Origin of the sequence: Actinoplanes sp. NPDC000266 (assembly GCF_042899005.1) — a bacterium.
GTDB lineage: Bacteria > Actinomycetota > Actinomycetes > Mycobacteriales > Micromonosporaceae > Actinoplanes.
This window is the reverse complement of record NZ_JBIAZI010000002.1, coordinates 1,004,196-1,018,558: the sequence shown is the minus strand read 5'-3', so window position 1 is coordinate 1,018,558 and position 14,363 is coordinate 1,004,196. Positions and strand designations below refer to the sequence as shown.

Below are 14,363 nucleotides of genomic sequence, written 5' to 3'. Positions count from 1 at the left end.
CCGTATTGGGCGGCCGCAGGCTTCGGGTGTGACAGGAGACCTTCTGCTGCTGGCCGTGGCCGTGATCTGGGGCAGCAGCTATCTGGCGGCCAAGACGCTGGTCGTGGCCGGCGGCGTGCTGGTGGTGCTGGCGCTGCGGTACCTGGTGTCGATGGCGGCCATGCTGCCGCTGATGATCAGCCGGCGTCCGGGGCGGGGCGAGCTGAAGGTGGGGCTTCTGCTCGGTTGTACGCAGGCGTCGGTGCTGGCCCTGGAGACGTACGGCGTCTCGATGACCAGCGCGACCAACGCCGGCGTGCTGATCAGCCTGACGATCCTGCTCACGCCCCTGTTGCAGGGCGGCCTGCCGCCGAGATTCTTTCTGGCCGCGGGCGTGGCCACGGGCGGGGTGGTGCTGCTGGTCGCGGGTCCGGGATTGCGGGCGCCTTCGGCCGGCGACGCTCTGATGCTGGCGGCCGCCGTGGTCCGGGCCGTGCACGTGACGCTCTCGGGGCGGCTCAGCCGGCCGTCGTACGACACGGTCACCCTGACCACGGTGCAGACCGTGGTGGGCGCGGTCGCCTTCACGATCGCGGCCGGCCCGGCGCTGCTCCCGGCGGCAAGCGGATTCGGGGCGGGGGAGTGGCTGGGCGTGCTCTACCTGGCGCTGGGTTGCAGCGTCTTCGCGTTCGTGGTGCAGCTGTGGGCCGTACGCCGAACCTCACCGGCCCGTGCGAGCCTGCTGCTCGGCACCGAGCCGGTGTGGGCCGTCCTGATCGGCCTCAGCCTCGGCGGCGAACACCTGACCGCTCTGGCGGCGGCCGGCATAGCCCTCGTCCTGGCCGGCACCTTCTGGGGCCAGCGGGTCGAACGAACCCACCGCACCGGCACGCCCGATGTTCCTCCGCAGCAGGATCAGCGCGAGTATCGCGGCGACGGCGTAAGTGGCGGCCTGGACCTCGAGGAGCGGCATGGTGCCGGCCACGCTCTGCAGCGCGCCCGCGGCGACCAGGCCTAGCGCCTGGCCGGTGGCCTGGGCCAGGCCGAACGCGGCGAAGGCGCTGCCCCGCCGGCTGTCGTCCGACGCTCGTTGCAACAGGCTGGTCAGGCCCGCGCCGAGAAGGACGCCCGGGGCGCCGATGACGGCGAAGAGGACGCCGTAGACCGGCATCGTGTGCGTCAGGAACGACAGGTTCCACGTCACCGCCGTGAGGACGGTGAAGATGATGGCGCCGGCGATGGTCAAGCGGAGGATGTCGAGGCGGGCGCCCAGCATGCCCAGGACGACGCCGGCGGCGATGGCGCCGATGGCCTGGACGCCGCGGAGCACGCCCCCGTCCTGCTCGGCGCCGCCCAGGACGTCGGTGACGAAGAAGACGAACAGCAGGACGAACAGGCCCTGGGCGATGGCCGCGACGAACGCCACCACGACCGGGGCACGGCTCGCCGGGTCGGCCAGCACGCCGAGCAGGCCGCCGTGCGACGGACCGGACGGCCTCGCCCGCCGCCGGACCCGTTCCGCCGGCAGCGTCGCGACCAGCGCGGCGGCGACCAGGTAGGTGGCGATGTCCACCAGCACGACGCCGCTGAGCCCGGCGACGGCGAGCAGCACGCCGCCGAGCGGGCCGCCCACGATGCGCCCGAGGTCGTTGTTCAGGCCGACCAGGGCGTTCGCGGACACCGCCCGGTCCGGTCCCACGAGGGTCGGCAGCACCGCGTTCTTGGCGGGCTCGAAGAAGGCGGCGAAGGTGGCGTGGGCGACGATGACGCCGTAGAGCAGCGGCAGATCGGAGCGGTCGTGCACCGCGAGCAGCGGCAGCAGCGAGCAGGCCTGGGCGAGCATCGCCACGACCATGACGAGGCGCCGCGGCAGGCGGTCGGCGACGCGGCCCGCGAGCGGGGCCAGCAGCACGGGCGGCGCCAGCTCGAGCAGGAACGCGAACGAGGTGCCCAGGGCCGATCCGGTCAGCTTGAGGACGACGAGCGGAAGGGCGATGAACATGAGCCAGTCGCCGGCGTCGGAGACCAGCCCGGCGATCCACAGCCGGCGGAACGCGGGAACCGCCAGCGCCGAACCGGTCATGACCCGAATCCCGGCCGGGGAAAGGCCATGAGTGAGAGGTGTACGTGCTCGGCGTCCTCCGGGCTGTCGGTGCGTGTGGGTGCGAGGTAGGGCCGTACGACCGCGTCGATGCGGCGAAGGACGGAGGCGAGCTCCTCCGGCGACAGGGAGAGGCCGAAGCTGGCGTGCGAGTCGACCTCGCGCCAGTTCTCGGGCAGATCCTGCTGCCGGCGCAGATATTCGCGGGCCAGGTGGTGGTCGAGCTCGACGGCGGCGGCGAGCACGCGCGAGGCGTCGGCGCTGTCGGGCCCGACGGTGAAACCGGTGAGTGTGGCCCGCCACGGACGGGATCGCCCGTCACCGGAGTCGTCCGGCTCGACGAGGCCGTGCGCCGCGAGGACCCGCAGGTGATAACTGCAGTTCGACGGCGTGTCCCCGACGGCCCGCGCGCAGGCGGAGGCCGTGGCCGGCCCGGACGACATGAGATAGCCGAGCACGTCGAGCCGCACCGGATGGGCCAGCGCGTCGACGACGGCGGGATCGGTCAGTTGAGGGCGGCGTTCCTGCACGGCGGCACTCCGATCTGAAAGACTATTTCAGATCCTAGGCCGCTTCCCCGCAAACCTGCAAGACTCTTTCAGATCGGGGCCGACCGGGTGAAGTCCGCTGTCCAGTTGGTCTCCCAGGTCTCGCCCCGGTCGGTGGAGAACGCCTGCTCCCAGCGGCACGAATCGGCCGACGCGATCGTCCACTGGTAGCGGACCCGGATCGGGCGGCCGTTCCACTCCTCGTCGTCGTAGAAGCGGCCTACGCCGTCCGGGTCGAAGCGGCCCACGGTCGGGGGCAGGGCGAGGCCGATGTCGGTGCGTGCCCAGTAGATCGACCACAGGTCGGTGGCCGGGTCGAAGAGCCGGACGGTCAGGCCCGTGTAGCCCAGCTCCGGGAGCTCGACCTCGTCGATGTTGCCGCTGCCGCCCAGGACGCTCCAGCAGCGGGTGGTGCCGGTGAAGTCGTACCACTCGTCGTTGCCCGCGAGAACCTCTCGCCGGCGCCGCTGCTTGGACGTCCAGGTGCCGATGAAGAAGTCGAAGTTGTTCGTCATGCGGGGAGGTTAGGGCGGGATAGCTGACATCTTCTGTCAGGATGACCGGCGGCGTCGTACGAACCAGGCACCGAGCGCGCCGACGGCGAGCGCGACGGCGATGACGGTCACGATCCGGCTCGGGCTCCGGCCCTGGCAGTCGTTCACCGGGTCGTCGTGGGTGAGGGCGCACTCCATCCGCGAGGCCCGCTCGGCGCCGTACCGGGTGGTCAGGCCGGTCCGGAAGTCACGCCACTGGCGGCGGCTCTCGGCGATCGCCCCGGCCACCGCGTCCGCGAAGTTGTCGGCGACCTGGCCGCGGGGCGTTCCGGGCTCGGTGGCCCGGCCGCTGACCGGGTCGATCAGGCCCTTGTCCTTGTTGAGGGCGGCGTGGGTGATCCGCAGCTGGCAGACGCCGGCGCCCGGCACCTGGTCCTGCAACACGTAGCAGCCGGTGGTGAAATCGGCGGGCGGCTCCCCGGCCGCCGGGCCGAGCAGGTCGAGCAGCGGGCTGGGCCCGGGCCGGTGCAGCCCGGGCGGGTTGTCGTCGCCGACGGGCCGGGACGGATCGGCCTGGTCGGCCCAGTTGCTGTGCGAGTAGAAGTCCTGCACCCCGTGCAGCACCCGCCCGAACGCCTCGAGGGTCGTGCACTTGGCGCGGGTCTCATCCCGTTCCCGCGGATCGCATTCCGGGCTGACCGAGACCTCGGCGGCGATCACCTCGCCCTGGTCGTCGAGGAGATCCCCGGCGCTGTCCAGCCCGTGCCGGAGATTCCCGCGCAGGTGCTCGACACAGTCCCGCAGGGTGGCGGCGGCGGTGTCGCGGCTCTGCGGATAGCCGCCGGCCAGATAGTCGGCGTTGTCGCAGTGCGCGGCCGGGTCGGCCATCTCGTCGCTGTCGGGCGCGCCGACCGCGCCGAACTCACGGTCGTGACCGGCCAGATAGTCCGTGGTCGCCGGCTCGAAGCAGGCCGGCTCGCCGTTCGTGCAGGCGAGGGCGGCCCGGGTGATGCGCTCATGCTCCCGATGCTGACCACCGCTGTCGATGGTCCCGAACGCGGTCCAGGCCACGAGAAGGAGAGGCAGAAGAGCTCGCACCACTCAAACCTTGCGGCGCCGGTCGCCCAGCCGTCCTCATCCGGCCGGGGTGAGCGGCCCGACGCCGAGCTGCCGGAGCAGTTCGGCGATCGTCGACTTCCAGCTGGTCCGGGCGCTGAGCTGACCTCGTAGCCGCGCCGCGCGCTGGAACGCGCCGACGGGGTCGCCCAGGACGCCGGTGAGCGCCGTGGCCCAGATCGACTCCACATCGGCGTCCGCGCCGCGAGTCGGCAGGATCCCCGGTGGCCGGTCCTCGCCGGTGAGCAGGGATCCGATCATGCGGGCCAGTCCGCTCTCCTCACTGACCAGCACGGGGACGCCGGCGGCGATCGCTTCGTACGCCTCCAGCCCGAACTTCTCGTGAGGGGCCGGCACGGCGACCACACGGGCCTGCCGAAGATCCGCGATCAGGTCGTCCTGGGCCGACGTGTACGGCCGGATGGTGACATCCAAAGCCTCGCCGGCGATCATCCGGACGTCCCGCGCGGCATCCGCGGGTACGCCACGGATGACCAGATGGAGGCGTCGATCCACCCAGTGCGCCTGTTCGGCCGCGGTGCGCGCCGCGCGGATGAACATGTCGATCTCCCGGGAACCCGCGATGAGCAGTATCCGGGGGAGCGCCGGCGGATGACGCGGATCGGCGACCTGTCCCCAGTCGTGCAGGCCCGGCTGGAGGTTGAACACCTTGGGGATCGTGCCGGGACGGCCGTGCAGGCGATCCCGGATGAGCTCGGTGAGCTGCGGGCCGATGCCGGCCACGAGCGTGGCCGTGGCGGCCAGATCGATCTCCACTTTGCTGTGAACTTCGCCGAGCACGCGGATCAGGTGCTCGTTCGCCTGCTGGGCGCTTTCCAGGCCTTCGGGATCGGTGTGCACGATGTGCATCCGCCGGGCCTCGGGAAAATAGAGCCGCTGAAGCCCATATGCGTACGACCCGACCTGGCGGCCATGCCCGACGATGACATCCGGCCGGTAGCCGGGGTCGGTGAACCTCGGCTTGGCCAGCATGAGCGCCTTGCCCTCGACGCCCGGTATCGGATCCGGGGTGACCAGGTGGACACCGGCGCCGGTGGCCGCGCTCAGTTCCCCGCGCGTGGCCGCGGGCACGGCGACATGGACGTCGACGCCGGCGTCGGCCAGAGCGACCGCCAGTTCACGGTTGAGGGTGGATATGCCGCCGAGACCCAGATTCCATTCGCTGGCGGCCAGTAGGAAGCGAGGGACCTGGACCTTTCGGACGGGCGCTCCGCGTACCTGAGGCGGCCCGGCCTTTCGCGCGTCGATCCACAGGGGCCGGAAGACCTCGACGTCCCCGCCCAGCGATCCGACCACCAGCTCGAGCTGATCCCATCTGGGCAGCTTGTCGCCGCGCAGAACGTTGTTCACAGTGGTGTGGCTGATCGCCTTGCCGACGCGGCGCGAAATGGTCCGCGTGCTGGGCTCGCCGTTGTGCAGGTGCAGTTCATCGATCCGCGCCCGCAGCCGGGCCAGCGGGTGATCGTCGGGCGACTCGGCAGACATGGTGATCCGAGCATCACGAGCCTGGAGCGGATCGTCAAATCCTGTAAGGGGCTGTCAGCCTTCGGTGCGATCTGTCAACGGCCTTCGCGGGGAGTCGAAGGTGGAGGAGACCCACTTCGGAACGAAGGGAAACTCCCATGACGTCCACGAACCCCACGCCACCCTCCCCGAGCGTGCCGCGCGCGGTGTGGATCGGCTTCGCCCTGATCGCGGGCGTGCTGGTGGGCGCCGCCACCGGCCTGCTGTCCTACGCCGGCGGGGTCCCGATGCCCCTGGCCGTCGTGGCCGGTGGCGGTGCCTGCGGCGCCACGATCGCCCTGGTGCTCACCCTGGTTCGTTACGCCACTGATGGTTCGTGAGCGAGCGGGGATGTTAACGTAAACATAGATGCTCATCGACTTATGTAGTGGAGGGCGCCATGGTTACCCGAAGGACTGTCCTGGGCGCGGCGGCGGCCGGTGCCATCGGTGGCACGCTGGCCGGTGGGGCGGCCCGCGCTGACGCCACCATCACCGTCGATCCGGCGGCCGACTACGGGGTCTGGCAAGGGTGGGGGACCTCCCTCGCCTGGTGGGCCAACGTCTTCGGTGACCGGGACGACTTCGCCGACCTCTTCTTCACCACCAGGCAGGTCGCCTACAACGGGGTCTCGCTGCCGGGGCTCGGGCTGACCATCGCGCGCTACAACCTCGGCGCCAGCAGCTTCAACGACGTCGGCGGGGAGCGGATGGTGGCCTCGCCCAACATTCCGCGGTTCAAGCAGATCGAAGGGTTCTGGCAGGACTGGCGCAACGCCGATCCCGCCTCCTCCGCGTGGAACTGGAACGCCGACGCCAAGCAGCGCGCCGCTCTCGTCAAGGCCACCCAGCGCGGCGCCTCCAGCGAGCTTTTCGCCAACTCGCCCATGTGGTGGATGTGCCTCAACCACAACCCGTCCGGCGCGGCCGGCGGCGGCCCCAACCTCCAGTCGTGGAACCACACGCAGCACGCCGCCCACCTCGCGATCGTCGCCCGCCGGGCCCGGGACCAGTGGGGCGTGACCTTCCGTACCGTGGATCCCTTCAACGAGCCGTCGTCGAACTGGTGGCGGGCCGACGGCACCCAGGAGGGCTGCTACATCGACGCCGCCACCCAGCGCTCCGTCCTGGCCCAACTGCGGGCCGAGCTCGACCGCCAGGGGCTCTCCGGCGTGACCATCTCCGCCTCCGACGAGACGAGCTACGACCTCGCCCGTACGACGTGGGGCAGTTTCGACGCCTCGACCAGGGCCCTCGTCGGTCAGGTCAACGTCCACGGCTACCAGGGCGGTGGCGGGCGCCGCGACCTGCTGTTCAACGACGTCCGCGCGGCCGGCAAGGTGCTGTGGAACTCCGAGACCGGCGACGGGGACGGCACCGGGCTCACCCTGGCCGCCAACCTCTGCCTGGACTGGCGGTGGCTCCACCCGGCCGCCTGGTGCTACTGGCAGGTGATGGACCCCAGCGCCGGCTGGGGAGCCGTCCGGTACGACCCGGGCACGCTCACGGCCGGAGCGATCGAGACCAAGTTGTACGTCCTCGCGCAGTTCACCCGGCACATCAGGCCCGGCATGCGGATCGTCGACACCGGCGCCGGCAACGCCGCGGCCGCCTACGATCCCGGCGCCCGGCGCCTGGTCGTCGTCGCCGTGAACACCGGCGCCGCGCAGACCCTGACCTTCGACCTCTCCCGGTTCGCCCAGGCGGCCGGCCCGGTCACCCGCTGGTCGACCGTCCCGGCCGGCGCCGACCGCTACACAGCGCGCTCCGACGTACAGGTGAGCGGCAAAGCCGTACGGCTGCCGGTCCCCGCCGGATCGGTGCACACGTTGCAGATCGACGGCGTGGGATGACAATGTGGACACTGTGACGGAACCGGTGTTGGACACGAGCAGGCCGAGCAGCGCTCGGGTCTGGAATTTCATCCTGGGCGGCAAGGACAACTTCGAGATCGACCGGGCGCTGGCCGCCCAGATCCTCGAACGGTTCCCCGAGATCGCCGTGCTGGCCCGGGAGCAGCGCAAGTTCCTGGGCCGGGCCCTCGACTTCCTGGTGCACGAGGCGGGCGTACGCCAGTTCCTCGACATCGGCACCGGACTGCCCACCGCCGACAACACGCACGAGGTCGCGCAGCGCCTGGCCCCGGAGTCGCGCATCGTCTACGTCGACAACGACCCGCTCGTGCTGGCCCACGCGCGGGCGCTGCTCACCAGCAGCCCCGAGGGCGCGACCGACTACATCGACGCCAGCGTGCAGGACCCCGACCTGATCCTGCGCGAGGCGGCGCGCACCCTCGACTTCGACCGGCCGGTCGGCCTGGTGATGCTCGGGATCCTGGGCAACGTCGCCGACTACGACGAGGCGCGGGCGATCCTGCGGCGCCTGCTGGGCGCGTTGCCGTCCGGCAGCTATCTGGTGCTGTCCGACGGCACCGACACCAGCAGCGAGGCCCGCTCCGGCCACCAGGCGGCCAAGGACCAGGGACACCCGTACAACGCCCGCAGCGTGGCCCAGGTCGAGGGCTACTTCGAGGGCCTCGAGCTCGTCGAGCCGGGCGTCGTCCCGATCCCGCGGTGGCGGCCCGGCGACGGCGAGGTGCCGCCCGCTACCGACGGGCGTTCGGGGGTCGCCCGGAAGCGCTGATGACCCGGCTGATCACCTGCCGGACGGCGATGATGGCCACGACGGCCAGCAGCTGTGTGGCCGAGGTGGGCAGGGCCAGCCGCAACAGGCCGGCGGCGAGCCAGAAGTCCAGGGCCGTGCGCAGCGCGGCCCGGACGTCACGGGTGACGGCCAGCACGAGCGCGCCGCCGGCAAGCCCGGCGGCGACGCAGAACAGCGACGCGTACTGGATGAGCGCGGTCACCGCGCGGGTTCCGGCCGGGCCAGCTCGTCCCGCTCCTCTTTGATCTCGCGGGTGAGGAAGAAGTTGAGCGCGGTCCGGATCGCGGCCACCGCGGCCAGCTCGGCGATCTCCCGCAGGGTCGGCGCGATCGCGGTGCGCAGGATGTCGGAGGCCAGCTGGAACTCCAGCCCGAGCGCGAGGAACCGGCCCAGGCCCAGCCGCACCGGCACGAAGGCCTCGGCGCGCCGCTCCCGCAGCCCGACCACGACGAACCGGGCGAAAGCCACCATGGCTCCCACGAAGATGATCAGCGCGCCGGCCGCCTCGACCAGCCGCACCATCAGATCGACGGCCTCGGACAGCCACCGCTCGCTGAAGATCTCGTTCATGACGTCAACGTACGCGCGGGCCGTGGCCGGGCCGGTGTGCGCGGCCGCGGTGTGTGGGCGGCGATCGCCTGGCGGCGGGCGAACCAGCGGACGATCTCCAGGTAGCGGTAGCGCTGGTAGCCGGCCGGCTCGACCAGGTGGGCGTCGGCCATCGACTCCATCAGCCGTTCGGCCTCGGTCTCGGGCAGGTCCAGCAGGCGGGCCGCGCCGGCGGTGGTGATCTCGGGGTCGTCGGACAGGGCGACCAGCCCGAACGCGACGGCCGCGAACGGGTCGGTGGCCCGCAGCGCGGCCAGGTCGCGTTCGAACGGCGCCTCGACGCGGACGCAGTCCTCGTGCAGGGCGACCGGCTGGCGCATCTCCACCCGCAGGCGCTCGCCGATCGCCGCGACCGACCACGTGGGCCGGGCGGCGAGGCGTTCGGCGCCGAGGCGGACCGCCAGCGGCAGGTGGGAGCAGGCGGCGGCGAACCGCAGCGCGGCCTCGCGTTCGGCGTCGACCCGGTCGCGGCCGGCGACCCGGCGGAACAGCTCGACGGAATCGTCCGGGTCGAAGGGCGGCACGGAGAACCAGCGCGTGATCCCGGGGACGCGCCGGCCGCCCGTGACGATCGCGGCGCTTCCGCTTCCGGCCGGCAGCAACACCTTCAACTGCCCGGGTGCACGGGCATGGTCGAGCACGACGAGCAGGCGGCGGCCGTGCGAGACGGTCCGCCACAGCGCGGCCTGTTCCGCCGGATCGTCCGGAACCTCGGCGACCGGAACCCCGAGCGCGCGGAGGAAGCCGGACAGCACCGCGCGATCGTCGCCGTCGCGCAGGTCGGCGTAGAGCTGCCCGTCCGGGAACCGGTCCCGGAGGCGGTGGGCGACGTGGACGGCCAGCGTGCTGGTGCCCACCCCGCCGAGCCCGGCGAGACCGACGGCCGGGGCGCTGAGGCCGTCCGCGAGGAGCAACCCGGTGACCTGCTCGATCAGATCCGTACGCCCGACGAAGTCCCGGATGCCCGGCGGCAGCTGCCCGGGCGCCGGGACGGCCGCCGGTTCCTCCACCGGCGGGGTGGGCTCGCCGTTCAGGATCCGCTGGTAGACGTCGCGCAGGGCCGGACCTGGATCGAGCCCGAGCTCGCCGGACAGCAACTCCCGGATCCGGTGGAACTCGGCCACGGCCATCGCCTGCCGGCCGGTCCGGTAGAGCCCGAGCATGAGCAGGGCGCTCAGGCCCTCGTCGAGGGGATGCTGCTCGACCAGCGCGGTCAGTTCGGTGACCGCGGCGGCGGGACGGCCCGAACCGACGTCGAGCGCGAGCCGTTCCTCGACGGCGGCGCGCCGCTCCCGCTCGAGCCGCGCCCGCTGGGCGGCCGCGTACGGCCCCGGGACGTCGGCCAGCGCCGGCCCCCGCCAGAGGCCGTCGGCCTGCTGGAACGCCTGCGCCGCCCGGCATTGCTCGCCGGCCTCGCGCGCCGTGCGGGCCCGCGCCACCGCCGCCGTGTAGTCCGCCAGGTCGAGGGTTCCGGGGCCGAGCCGCAGCCGATAGCCGCCGTTGACGGTCTCGATCGCGCCGGGGCCGAACGACTGCCGCAACCGGGAGATGTACGTCCGCAGGGTGAGCGCGCTCGTCCGCGGCGGATCCGCGCCCCACACCGCGTCGATCAGCGCCTCCAGCGTGGCCTGCCGCCCCTCCCGCAGCGCCAGCGCGGTGAGCACCGCGCGCTGCTGCGGGGTGCCGAGATCGAGCTCGTCGTCGTCCGTCCACGCCCGCACCGGGCCGAGCACCTGAATTCGCAGCGCCGTCACACCATCCCCCGTCACCATGGGCATCTATCTTCCGTCAACCCTTCGTCGAACCATGTGCGGCTCAATGGGCCTACCGCGGCCGGCGCCAGTGCCGGCCCCCTTGAAAGGCCGTCACATGAGCGCGTCCCCCTTGACCGGTATTCCTTCCGCGGCCGGCGTCGCCGCTCTGCGCGCGTCCGCCGCCGGTCCCGTCCTCCAGCCGGGCGACGAGGGCTACGCGGAGGAACTCGCGACGTACAACCTCACCGTCGTGCATACCCCGGCCGTCGTCGTCGGCGCCACCAATGCCGAGGACATCCAATTGGCCGTACGCTTCGCCGCCGCTCACGATCTGCCGGTCGCGGTCCTCGGCGCGGGCCACGGCACCTCCGTCTCGTCGGACGGCTCGGTGCTGATCACCACCCGCCGGCTGACCGGCCTGGCCGTCGACCCGGACGCCATGACCGCCCGGGTCGAGGCCGGCGTGCGCTGGGCCGAGTTCATCGAGCTGGCCGGCAAGCTGGGCGTGGGCGCCCTGAACGGCTCGTCGCCGACCGTGACGGTGGTGAGCTACACCCTGGGCGGCGGGCTCGGGCCGTTCGGGCGCAAGTACGGCTACGCCGCCGACCACGTCACCGCTCTGGACGTGGTGACCGCCGACGGGGAGCTACGGCACGTCACCGCGGACAGCGATCCCGGCCTGTTCTGGGCGCTGCGCGGCGCCAAGGGCAACTTCGGGATCGTCGTCGCCATCGAGTTCACCGTCTTCCCGATCACGACCTTCTACGGCGGCGGCATCTTCTTCCCGGGCGAGCTCGCCGGCGCGGTGCTGCACCGGTTCCGCGAGTGGACCCGCGACCTGCCGGAGGAGATGTCGGCGTCGGTCGGGCTGCTGCACCTTCCGGCCGCCCCGTTCGTGCCGGAGCCGCTGCGCGACCGGCTCGTCGCACACCTGCGCGTCGCCTATCTCGGCGAGCCGTCCGACGGCGAGGCCCTGATCGCCGGGTTCCGGGAGCTGGGCACGCCGATCATCGACGCGGTCGGCCCGATGCCGTACGCGGCGGTGGCCGCCGTCCACAACGACCCGGTCGACCCGCTGCCGCTCTACGAGCACGCGGCCCTGCTGCGGGACCTGCCGGCCGAGGCGGTCGACGCGATCCTGCGGTACGCCGGGCCGGAGGCCGGCTCGCCGCTCGTGCTGGCCGAGGTGCGGCACCTCGGTGGCGCCCTCAGCCGTACCCCCGAAATCCCCAACGCCGTCGGCAACCGTGACCGGACGCTCTACAACGTCTTCCTGGTGGCCGCCGGCGGGCCGCCCGACGCCGAGGCGCTGCACGCCTACGAGCAGCGGCTGATCGACGCCCTCGAGCCCTGGTCGACCGGCCGCCGCTACCTGAACTTCATGTTCGCCGCCGACGCGGCACCGGCGACGGCGGCCCTGGCCTACGCGCCGGGCGACTATGCCCGGCTGGCCGGGATCAAGCGCCGCGTCGACCCGGCCAACCTGTTCCGCGTCAACCACAACATCCCGCCGGCGCAGTGAGCCCTACCGCCGGGCCGTGCAGGTGGTGGTGGACTTCGCGGCCGGGTTGCTCTCCGAGGTGAGGGTCACCGCCGTGCGGCGGGTGTCCTTGGTCCAGACCTCGACGGCCGATGTCTGGCCGGCGGGGACGCCGATGACGGTGCGGGGGAGTGTGGCGCCGGGGGCGGTGACCCGGAAGACGTCGGCGGCCCGGCCGGTGTTGCGGACCGGGACGGTGCAGCGGGTCCAGCCGGTCCGGTCGGGGCGGGCCGTGTCCGGATAGGCGCGGACGCCCCGTTTGGCCGGGCCGGCGCCGTCGAGGGAGCGCACGGCGACCTCGTACGAGAGAACGCCCTTGCTGTTCCGCTTGCGGTCGAGGATGTAGAAGTGCAGGCGGTTGGCCGTGTCGGCGTACTCGAAAGCGCTCCCGGAATTTGTGCCGGCGTGGAAGAGGGCGTCGGAGAGCTGGCGGTAGTCGCCGATCGTCATCTTCTGCGGTGTGCCGTCGGGCAGGACGAAGTCGACCTTGTCGATGTCCTGCGGATTGGCGTCGATGGTCCAGATGAAGGGTGCGGCGTCCTCGTTCTTGGTCTTGGCCAGCAGGACGCCGGAGTCGGGGGTGAACGAGTCGAAGCCCATGCGGTCGACGACCTCGAGGGTGTAGTTGTCGTAGCCGCCGCCGTCGCAGAACGGGTCGGCCGCGGTGTCGCAGGCCGGGGAGCGGTCGCCGCCGTCGAGGGTCACGTTGATGCCGCCCGACTCGACCACTCGAGCCGTCACAGTGGTCAGCACCAGACCCGACGTGGCCAGCGCGTCGCGGGAAAGCCGGAGCACCGCGTCGGAGGAGGCGATGCCCAGCTTCAACTTGTTGCGCAGCATGTGCTGGGCGCCCATCGACGAGCCCGAGGTGCCGGGGATCAGCCACCGGCTGTGCGGGCCGCCGGGCCCGTTGAACGTGCCGCGGCTGAGCATCTCCCACGGTCCGCTGTAGTCGCGGCGGGCCGGGACGCTGTACGGGTTGTTGTAGTTGTCGCCGACCCCGAGGATGTGGCTGAACTCGTGGGCGTACGTCGACATGCCGGAACTCTCGGCCTGCAGCGAGCTGCCCTGGCTGGCGTTGGGCCAGATGTTGGCCGAGGCCTGCCACGACGTCCAGTCGACGTAGCGGGTGGCGTTCCAGTTGGGCAGGGCCGTGTCCGGCGGACCCCACTCGTCGGTCACGTCCTCTTTCGTCGTGAACTTCATCGGCCCGAACTCCTGCCAGGTGGCCGACTCGTCCTGCCCGGCCGAGAGGAAGAAGACGAAGTCGTACTTGGCCGCCTCGGCCTCGCCGACGGCGGCGATCCAGGCGGCGCGGGCGTCGGTGCGCAGGTTGCGGTTGCAGACGTCGCCGGCCGGGCAACCCTGGCCGCGCTGCATCTGGGCCTCGATGCCGTACTCGTGGCTGTCGCTGGGCATCTGGTAGACGCCGAAGGAGCTGAGCTCGATGCCGAAGCGGCCGTTGGAGTCCTCCATCCAGTATTCGTGGATGGTGTGGCCGCGGTTGAGTGTGCCGGGCTTGTTGAGGAAGTCCCGGTAGAACTGGGGAACCTCGGACCGGGTCAGATTCTGTACGCCGGACGGGTTCCCGTAGATCGTCGAGTTGGCGGGCTGCGTGACGACGAACGGCTGGTTCGGATAGTCGACGAGCACGAGGGCGCCGTTGAAGTTGCGCTCCGACCCCTTCACGGCCGGGTCGGCCCAGTTCGTGCCGGGCACGGGCTTGTAGTCCGACCACGTCATGGTGTCGGGCAGCTCGTAGCGCTGCGGGTCGACCGGTTGCGGCCCGTTCGGCTTGCTGAGAGCGGCCGCTTCATCGATCTGCCACGGCTGGGTCTGCGGCCAGTGCCGCATCCGCCAGGGCGTGTCGGGATCGACCTCGCCGGGCGGCGCCGCGGTGGCCGGCGTGGCGGTGAGGGCGCCGGCCACGGCCAGCGTCACAACGGACATTGCCGAGACCAGGCGCCGCGCACTCGTCATGAACGCCATCCTGTCGCATGAATTTACAAACCTCAATGCTCGGGAGCGCTCCCAT

The 14,363-nt window shown here is 71.8% G+C and carries 13 protein-coding genes and 1 pseudogene; 5 read left to right on the top strand and 9 right to left on the bottom strand.

What is annotated here, in order from left to right:
- The first annotated feature begins 28 nt into the window (after positions 1 to 28).
- Positions 29 to 997 carry a DMT family transporter gene (locus ACFY36_RS10910; protein ID WP_499745728.1) on the top strand — a complete coding sequence of 323 codons (969 nt, stop codon included), beginning with the start codon at positions 29 to 31 and terminating at the stop codon, positions 995 to 997.
- On the opposite strand, the pseudogene ACFY36_RS10905 reads toward ACFY36_RS10910, so the two are convergent.
- The 5 genes and pseudogenes from ACFY36_RS10905 to ACFY36_RS10885 all read right to left on the bottom strand — a co-directional run.
- A pseudogene (locus ACFY36_RS10905) lies at positions 953 to 2,062 on the bottom strand (MFS transporter); the annotation flags it as partial. The gene ACFY36_RS10910 and the pseudogene ACFY36_RS10905 sit on opposite strands and share 45 nt — an antisense overlap.
- Complete coding sequence (locus tag ACFY36_RS10900) at positions 2,059 to 2,610, bottom strand: helix-turn-helix domain-containing protein (protein WP_499745727.1); 552 nt, start codon at positions 2,608 to 2,610, stop codon at positions 2,059 to 2,061. The pseudogene ACFY36_RS10905 and the gene ACFY36_RS10900, both read right to left, overlap by 4 nt.
- 68 nt (positions 2,611 to 2,678) lie before the next feature.
- Positions 2,679 to 3,143, bottom strand: a complete 465-nt coding sequence (locus ACFY36_RS10895; protein ID WP_499745726.1) for a hypothetical protein — start codon at positions 3,141 to 3,143, stop codon at positions 2,679 to 2,681.
- A 36-nt stretch (positions 3,144 to 3,179) separates the two neighbouring features.
- Complete coding sequence (locus tag ACFY36_RS10890; RefSeq protein WP_499745725.1) at positions 3,180 to 4,220, bottom strand: CinY protein; 1,041 nt, start codon at positions 4,218 to 4,220, stop codon at positions 3,180 to 3,182.
- A gap of 36 nt (positions 4,221 to 4,256) precedes the next feature.
- A complete protein-coding gene (locus ACFY36_RS10885; protein ID WP_499745724.1) occupies positions 4,257 to 5,744 on the bottom strand; it encodes a glycosyltransferase family 4 protein in 1,488 nt (495 codons plus the stop codon).
- A 137-nt stretch (positions 5,745 to 5,881) separates the two neighbouring features.
- Between ACFY36_RS10885 and ACFY36_RS10880 the strand changes: the two genes are divergently transcribed.
- The 3 genes from ACFY36_RS10880 to ACFY36_RS10870 are packed head-to-tail and all read left to right on the top strand — an operon-like array spanning position 5,882 to position 8,404.
- Positions 5,882 to 6,103, top strand: coding sequence for a hypothetical protein (locus ACFY36_RS10880; RefSeq protein WP_499745723.1), 222 nt, complete (start codon positions 5,882 to 5,884; stop codon positions 6,101 to 6,103).
- Positions 6,104 to 6,162: 59 nt separating this feature from the next.
- Complete coding sequence (locus ACFY36_RS10875) at positions 6,163 to 7,614, top strand: glycoside hydrolase (protein ID WP_499745722.1); 1,452 nt, start codon at positions 6,163 to 6,165, stop codon at positions 7,612 to 7,614.
- Between the two features lie 13 nt (positions 7,615 to 7,627).
- The gene (locus ACFY36_RS10870) at positions 7,628 to 8,404 is read left to right on the top strand and encodes an SAM-dependent methyltransferase (RefSeq protein ID WP_499745721.1); all 777 of its coding nucleotides are present in this window, start codon (positions 7,628 to 7,630) and stop codon (positions 8,402 to 8,404) included.
- On the opposite strand, the gene ACFY36_RS10865 is transcribed toward ACFY36_RS10870, so the two are convergent.
- From ACFY36_RS10865 to ACFY36_RS10855, 3 genes are read right to left on the bottom strand one after another with little or no spacing between them, the layout of a single operon-like run.
- The gene (locus ACFY36_RS10865) at positions 8,367 to 8,627 is read right to left on the bottom strand and encodes a hypothetical protein (protein ID WP_499745720.1); all 261 of its coding nucleotides are present in this window, start codon (positions 8,625 to 8,627) and stop codon (positions 8,367 to 8,369) included. The genes ACFY36_RS10870 and ACFY36_RS10865 overlap by 38 nt on opposite strands.
- The gene (locus tag ACFY36_RS10860) at positions 8,624 to 8,995 is read right to left on the bottom strand and encodes a DUF1622 domain-containing protein (protein WP_499745719.1); all 372 of its coding nucleotides are present in this window, start codon (positions 8,993 to 8,995) and stop codon (positions 8,624 to 8,626) included. The genes ACFY36_RS10865 and ACFY36_RS10860 overlap by 4 nt, the downstream gene beginning before the upstream one ends.
- The gene (locus tag ACFY36_RS10855; RefSeq protein WP_499745718.1) at positions 8,992 to 10,806 is read right to left on the bottom strand and encodes an AfsR/SARP family transcriptional regulator; all 1,815 of its coding nucleotides are present in this window, start codon (positions 10,804 to 10,806) and stop codon (positions 8,992 to 8,994) included. Before ACFY36_RS10855 ends, ACFY36_RS10860 begins: the two co-directional genes overlap by 4 nt.
- Positions 10,807 to 10,903: 97 nt before the next feature.
- Between ACFY36_RS10855 and ACFY36_RS10850 the strand changes: the two genes are divergently transcribed.
- Positions 10,904 to 12,310 (top strand): FAD-binding oxidoreductase, encoded by a 1,407-nt coding sequence (locus tag ACFY36_RS10850; protein ID WP_499745717.1) that lies wholly within the window; start codon positions 10,904 to 10,906, stop codon positions 12,308 to 12,310.
- Positions 12,311 to 12,313: 3 nt separating this feature from the next.
- Here the strand turns inward: ACFY36_RS10850 and ACFY36_RS10845 are convergent, their stop codons facing one another.
- Complete coding sequence (locus tag ACFY36_RS10845; protein ID WP_499745716.1) at positions 12,314 to 14,308, bottom strand: M6 family metalloprotease domain-containing protein; 1,995 nt, start codon at positions 14,306 to 14,308, stop codon at positions 12,314 to 12,316.
- Positions 14,309 to 14,363: the final 55 nt, after the last annotated feature.